Annotated in this window: 6 protein-coding genes and 1 pseudogene; 1 reads left to right on the top strand and 6 read right to left on the bottom strand. The window is 62.2% G+C overall.

Annotated features, from left to right (window positions below; translation table 11 throughout):
* The 5 genes from VGH68_RS09695 to VGH68_RS09675 all read right to left on the bottom strand — a co-directional run.
* On the bottom strand, positions 1 to 325 hold a 325-nt coding region (locus tag VGH68_RS09695; RefSeq protein WP_331603375.1), incomplete at its 3' end, for an FHA domain-containing protein.
* Positions 326 to 560: 235 nt separating this feature from the next.
* A complete protein-coding gene (locus VGH68_RS09690) occupies positions 561 to 1973 on the bottom strand; it encodes an efflux transporter outer membrane subunit (protein WP_331603374.1) in 1413 nt (470 codons plus the stop codon).
* A 373-nt stretch (positions 1974 to 2346) separates the two neighbouring features.
* The gene (locus VGH68_RS09685; RefSeq protein ID WP_331603373.1) at positions 2347 to 2634 is read right to left on the bottom strand and encodes a hypothetical protein; all 288 of its coding nucleotides are present in this window, start codon (positions 2632 to 2634) and stop codon (positions 2347 to 2349) included.
* 269 nt (positions 2635 to 2903) lie between these two features.
* On the bottom strand, positions 2904 to 3347 hold the full coding sequence (locus tag VGH68_RS09680) for a DUF4399 domain-containing protein (protein WP_331603372.1): 444 nt from the start codon (positions 3345 to 3347) through the stop codon (positions 2904 to 2906).
* Positions 3348 to 3387: 40 nt separating this feature from the next.
* Positions 3388 to 3894 carry a DUF4399 domain-containing protein gene (locus VGH68_RS09675; protein ID WP_331603371.1) on the bottom strand — a complete coding sequence of 169 codons (507 nt, stop codon included), beginning with the start codon at positions 3892 to 3894 and terminating at the stop codon, positions 3388 to 3390.
* 360 nt (positions 3895 to 4254) lie between these two features.
* Between VGH68_RS09675 and VGH68_RS09670 the strand changes: the two genes are divergently transcribed.
* The gene (locus tag VGH68_RS09670) at positions 4255 to 6321 is read left to right on the top strand and encodes an SUMF1/EgtB/PvdO family nonheme iron enzyme (RefSeq protein WP_331603370.1); all 2067 of its coding nucleotides are present in this window, start codon (positions 4255 to 4257) and stop codon (positions 6319 to 6321) included.
* A 113-nt stretch (positions 6322 to 6434) separates the two neighbouring features.
* Here the strand turns inward: VGH68_RS09670 and VGH68_RS09665 are convergent.
* Positions 6435 to 6707: pseudogene (locus tag VGH68_RS09665) on the bottom strand (protein kinase); the annotation flags it as partial.

The following is a 6707-nucleotide window of genomic DNA, read 5'->3' as shown; positions in this document are numbered from 1 at the left end:
GTTCGTCGCCCGCACGCACTCGCGCGGGGATTTGGCGTACTGCGACGCCATTGACGGTCGTGCCGTTTTTGCTGCCAAGATCGGCCACGTAAACCGCGCCGTGCTCGGTAAAAACCCGCGCGTGCCGGCGCGACAGTCGCGCGGTCCACTGCGGCGGGTAGTCGTTGAACGGCGCTTCGCTGCGGCCGATGGCGAAAAGATTGTCGACGATGCGAATGGTGTCGAGTGCCGGACGTTGCGCGCACGCAACCGGCGACAGCACCACGTCGAAGGCAGCGTCTACTGTCGCGCGCATTTCAGCAATCGAAGCTTCGCCGGCGGCCATTTTATCTGGAACACGAAGCGTTAATCCGCGGCGAGAATGCGGCGGAAGCGGGACGAGAAACGACGGCGCAACGAAGTTGTATTGAAGAGCCGCGCGAACGCTGACCTTTAAACGATTGTAAGTCACGCATCACGAGTGTCAATTTCCATATTGTGTGTTCATCACCCTATCGGCGCGTCATATCGGCCGAAATACCCGCGCTGCGCGCCAGCTTGCCGATTAGCTCAATACTTCGTTACTTGTTCTTGACCTGAGCCTGCACGTCGACGCTCGGCCACCCGCCGCCCAGCGCCTTATATAGCAGTACGGTGTCCGTCAGGATCTGCTGATGGTTCTGAAGCAGCGTTTGCTGCGCCTCGAGCAACGTACGTTCGGTTTCGAAGACTTCGAGTTGCGACACCACGCCAAGACGCAATTGCGACTGGATCTGGTCGGCGACGATTCGCAAACGCGACACCTGTTGCTGCAATTGCTCGCGTTCCGCCTTGTGCGAGCTCAGATTGACCAACGCGTTCTCCACTTCTTCGAACGCACCCATTACGGCAACGCGATATTGCTGGTCGGCGACGCTCGATTGGGCCTGAGTCACTTTCACATGCGCGCGCGTGCCCGGATCGAGCAGCGGAATATTGATGCTGGGCATCAAGCCGAACGTGAACGATTTCAGCAGATTATTGAGCGCCGTACTCGCCGTGCCACCGTGCGCGGTCAGGCCAATGGTCGGCAATTGCGCGAGCTTCGCCTGACCGACGAGGTCATAGGCTTCCAGCACGCGGAATTCAGCGGCGACGACATCGGGGCGCCGCGCGAGCAATTGGGCGGGCAAGCCGTCCGGCACGTCCGGCAGTTTCACGCGCTCTTGCAGGTGCCCTTGCGGCAGCTGGAATTCGCCGGCCGGCACGCCGAGCAGCGTGCACAGCGCGTTATTGGCGATCGCGCGCGAGCGGCGCAACTCGTAAAGATCATGCGTCAGGCGGTTGATTTCCGCCTGCTGGCGCAACACCTGCGTTTGCGGCACCAGACCGTTGCGGGCCTGGCCTTCGTAGATCGTGAGAATCTGCTGGTTCGTGCCGAGTGTCTTTTGCTGCTGCACGATCTGATCGTCGAATTGCAGGATTTGAAAATAGGTACTGGACACGTTCGCGACCAGTTCGAGATATCCCGCGCGCCAATCGGCCTCGCTCGCGTGGAATTCCGCCTTTTGCGCCTGCACGCCTTTTTCGACTTTTCCCCAGATGTCGATGTCCCAGTTCACCTGGGCCCCCAGGTTATACGTTCTCGAGAAGGTCTGGCCGGTGGTCTTTTCGAAGTCAGCGCCGGCGCCGAGATCCATGGTCGGCAGCGCGCCCGCTTTCGCTTCGGTGATCTGCGTGTGCGCGACGTCGATGCGCGCGGCTAGTACCCGGATATCGAAGTTTCCCGCAATCGCCTTGTCGATCAGCGTGTCCAGATACGGGTCCTGGAAGCCTTTCCACCAGTCCGGCTGGATCGTTTCGGCGGCCGACACCGGCGCGCCCTTGTGATCCGACCAGGACGTCTTCGCCGGTGTGTCCGGACGCTGGTAGACCGGCATGCTGACATCGACACACGCGCACAGCGAAAACGCGCAGGCGGCCGCCACGTAAACGCCGCGCAGCGCGCGACTCACGCGACGCGACGCCGAGAGCGCGTGGACAATGCCCGGGCGATTCGGCGAAGCGAGCGACGCGACAGGCGCCGGGGCCGGCGCCGGCGACAAATCAGGCAACGAGTCGAGCGATGAAGCGAGCGATGAAACGGGCAACGCTGACACGACGGTCTCCGGTGGCGCCCGGCCGCTCCGCTGAAGAATGCTGTATCGGGCCAAGCCTCCGCCACGCGGCTTCGCTGGCGAAGCTGCGGAACAGCCGGCACGGGGATCAGCCGATAAGCGGGCGAAAGCGCGAAGGTGCGTGAAAAAGACGATTGAACAGGTGATCTTTTGCAGTCACTAAGGCGGGCTTCGCACGCGCGGACGGTCGATCCGCGCGTGCGCCCGGTGCTCAGTACACGGAGATGTTGTTGCTCGACTCCACGTGCGGAGCGATCGTGGTCTTAGTGCCTGCAACGAGCGCCGAGTCGTTGCCGTTCGCGCTTTGAATGTTCATCGTCGTGCTGATCAACTGCGTCGCGTCGACGGTCTTGCTGTTGTTCGGCGCATACACGGGCGCGAAGCTGTAATGCAACGACGACATCGGATAGTAAAAGCCGTTACCGCCGCGCACGGCGCTCATTGCCTTGCCGTCGAGTTCCGCGGTGTTGGACAGGTCTTTGATCATCAGCGTGTTCATGGTGAGTCTCCTGGTAGGGGGAAGCGCATCGGGCTGCGTTGGGATTCGAGCAACTTGTCTGCTCGGACGCTACTGATGCATGGCCTATGCCAGGCGTGCTGTCTGTCTCGGTCAATCGCGTGGATGCCTTTACTGCCAAGGAACCGCGCGAATAGCGATCGCCGCGGATGCGTCGATCACTGCGGAATGCCAAGGCGCGGATGGTGGATCACAGCCAACAGCGAATACCGAATTGTCGGCTGCATCGTGACAGTACTTTTCGCGCGCATTCAGCGCGCGATCACGGTGATCTTCTTCGAGTAAACCGGTGGGTTGTGCGGGACATGCATCGCGTCGCCCATCAGCAACTGCAACGTATGCTTGCCCGGCGGCAATTGGATCATCGTTTCCGTTTCGCCCGCGCCGAAATGCAGATGCTGGCGATCCGATGGAATCTCCTGGTCCATCGGCGGCAGATCGGTGTCGATCAGAAGATGATGGTGGCCGGTATTCGGGTATTTCACGCCTTTCGGCGCGACGCCCATGAAACGCAGCCCGAACCATACGCGAAAAGGCTTATTGGCGGGCACGACCTGGCCATCGTTCGGGTAACCGATATAGGCATAGGCACCCGGCGGCGCAGGTGTGGTGCCGGCCAACGACGTTTCCGGCATCGCCCATCCCGCCAATGCCGCGCAAGCGCTCAGCACCGTGGCCGCAATGATCTTGTACATGTGGTCTCTCCGTTCCGGCTGACCCGCGCGGACCGATGCGCTAGTCCTTGAGCACGGTGATGGTGATCTTCTTCGAATATACCGGCGGCACTTGCGGCACGTGATTATGGTCGCCAAGAACCAGTTGCAGCGTGTGCTTGCCGGGTGGCAACTCGATGCGCGCATCGGTTTCGCCCGCGCCGAAATGCAGATGCTGGCGATCGGACGGAATCTCCTGATCGAGTGCCGGCAGGTCGGTGTCGATCAGAAGATGATGGTGACCGGTATTCGGAATCGCGACGCCCTTCGGACACACGCCCATATTGCGCAGACCCATGCGCACCCACAGCTTGCCGCCGTGGATCACCGCGCCGTCGGGCGGCCAGATGATGTACTCCTCGGCGCCGGGCGGCGACGGCGTTTGTTCCGCCCGCGCGGTGCCCCCCGGCGCGATGCTCGCCAATATCGCGACGAGCATCGCGCAGAAAACCGTGCGCAACGCACCCAGGTGCGCTCGCGCCGAATGCAGTCTGCTGAGGAAAAGGGCAACACGGGTTCTTCGTCGCATAGCGCACTCTCCGAAGAGGAGGCATGGCTGGCCCGGCTACGAATGTGCTTCCGGGTGTTCGAACGGCGTGTCGCGGACTCGAATGAGCGGACCGCCGCCTTGTTAAAACGACCGTGTGAGGTGACTTTGTGAATCAGCTTAGGACGTAACTTGCCAAAAAGATACGCAATGCTCGTTAACCGTATAACGCATCGACGGCTCACGGCCCGTTATCACGCAAAGCGCGTGCTATCGTTATTGACAGGATGCGGATGGATCACCAATGCGGCATCGATACCCGTTCTGCGGTATTCAGCGAATACCGCGGTCCGCGCAGTGCTCGAATGCCTGAATTCTGTCCGGTACAAACAGGATATGAAGATGTGGCGAAGATTCCTGCTGGTGTGCATGGCTGGCGCGATCGAGGCGCAGTGGGCCAGCGCCGGTGCCGCAACGCAACCTGAAAGCATCGACCCGGCCGTCAGTACTTTGGCGAGTACCGCGCCGGCCGTGACTCCAAAGCCCGCCTCGCTGCTATCGCCGTTCGCGCCAGTGCAACACGATGGGCGTCATCGGCGCATTGCACTCGTGATTGGCAATGGCGAATACGGCAATGCCAACAGCCCGCTTCGAAACAATGCGCCGCGCGATGCCGATGCAATGCGCGACACGCTGCTCGCTCGCGGTTTCGAAGTCATTGCCCGCACGAATGCGACGCCGGCGCAAATGCGCGAAGCAATCGACGAGTTCCAGCAGCGTCTGCACGCCGGCCCGCAACGGGACGGGAGCGAAACCGCGCTTTTCTATTTCGCCGGACACGGACTGCAGATCGGCCAGCAAACACTGTTGATTCCGGCGACGGTCGATCTTCAGGCCGAGGCACGCTCACCGGCCGCACTGATCAATAGCGGCGTCGACCTGAACACGGTACTGCGCGCGATGCAATCCGCTCACGCGGATGGCCCCAATCTCCTGATTCTCGATACCTGTCTGAACGATCCATTTACATCCGATGGGACGAGAATCGGTACTTCAACGTTAGCTGCGAATACGGTGATTGCCTATGCAACCGCACCTGGTAGCTTCGCGGCGGACGGCGCACGTCATGGCGTCTACACCGATGTACTGCTGCGCGCACTGCGCGACACACCGCAACTGCCGCCCGCAGTGCTGTTTCGCCGCGTCGCCGCCGAGGTTCGCGATCTGACCGGGGGCGCGCAACGACCGTGGCTTGCCGCCGCTCTTTCTTCTTCCGCTCTGGCAGATGAAACCGGTGCGGCGTCTCCGACGACACCCGGCCATTCGATCACGCTGCGCAGCCGCGGGATTCTGCCGAAGGACAGTACCGAGCAATACGAAATCACGTTCTGGAATTCGATCAAGGACAGCAATTACCCGGGCGATTACGAGGCTTATCTGAAGGCTTACCCGAATGGCCGCTTCGCCACGCTCGCGCACGCACGTATCGATCGGTTGCGCGCGACGGCGGCCTCGGGGCCGGCAGTCGGTGCACCACCGGTTGCACCCACGGTGCAAAGCGGCCACGTCACGCCTGCCACGCCAGCCGCGTCACAAGTTGCGCACCCGAGCGCGCAGACGAATGCGCCAAGCCAAGTCCCCGCGCGCGCATCCCCGGCTCCCGCTACGCCAGCGCCAGCGCCGGCGTCAGGCGCCACGGCCGCCGCGGCCGCCGCGCCGCTCGCGCAAAAGACCGTCGCGCATCCGCCCAGTGCCGGGGAAATTCGCGACTGCGCGGCCTGTCCGATCATGATCGCGGTACCGGCTGGCTCGTTCGCAATGGGCAGCAATACCGACGACCCGTCCGAAAAGCCGGTCCATCGCGTGAGCATCGGCACGCCGTTCGCGATCGGCAAATATCCGGTGACGGTCGAGCAATGGAATGCGTGCGTGGCGGCCAATGCATGCGCAAAGCTCACGCCCGAAAGCAATAGCAACAAGAGCGCGCCGGCACGCGACCTCAGTTGGGACGACGCGCAGCAATACGTTAAATGGCTCGCCACCACCACGGGCAAGCCATATCGTCTACCGACCGAAGCCGAATGGGAATACGCGGATCGCGGAGGCACCACCACCGCGTACTGGTGGGGCGAAAAGATGCGCAAAGGCACTGCGAATTGCAAGGATTGCGGTGACCCGTGGCACAAGGAAGGTCCGGAAAGCGTCGGGTCGTTCACGCCGAATCCACTCGGCTTGCACGATATGAACGGTAGCGTCTGGGAATGGACCGCCGACTGCTGGCACAACTCTTACCAGGGCGCGCCCACCGACGGGCACGCATGGGACAGCCCCGGATGCGAGATGCGCGTGATACGCGGCGGCTCATGGCGTGAAGGCGGCAACTATATGCTCAGCGCGACGCGCTTCAAATACAGTTCAGGTGTACGTCAATCGCAAGACGGCTTTCGCGTCGTGAAGGACCTGCACTGAGGCTGCGGGTCGTACCGCGAATCGATGGCCTGTAGTTGCGCCTGCGGTCGGCGCCGTGCCATCGCTTCACTCACCGGCTGACGCTTGAACGCTTCCCGCGCAGCGCGCGATGCTCACGGCGAGCGCGGCCGCGTCGTGATCGGCGCGAAGTCGGCGGCGATATGATCCTGCCCATACTTGCCGCCAATCTGCGTGAGCCGCGCCTCGAGCGCGCGCAGATAATCGGCGCGCGCCTCGCTTTCCTGGCGCGGCTTGTCGAATAGCTGCACCGGCGTAATCAGCAGCACCACCATTTCTGAACCGAACGGCTTCGAGATGATCCAGTCGCCCGCGCCGCCGATCGTCGCCGAGTAGTTCGGCGGTGCCTGATTGTCCTTCATGCGCGG

This window comes from Paraburkholderia sp. (assembly GCF_036488505.1).
In the GTDB taxonomy this organism is placed as follows: Bacteria; Pseudomonadota; Gammaproteobacteria; order Burkholderiales; family Burkholderiaceae; genus Paraburkholderia.
The sequence above is the reverse complement of the archived record's forward strand: the minus strand, read 5'-3'. Positions and strand labels throughout refer to the sequence as shown.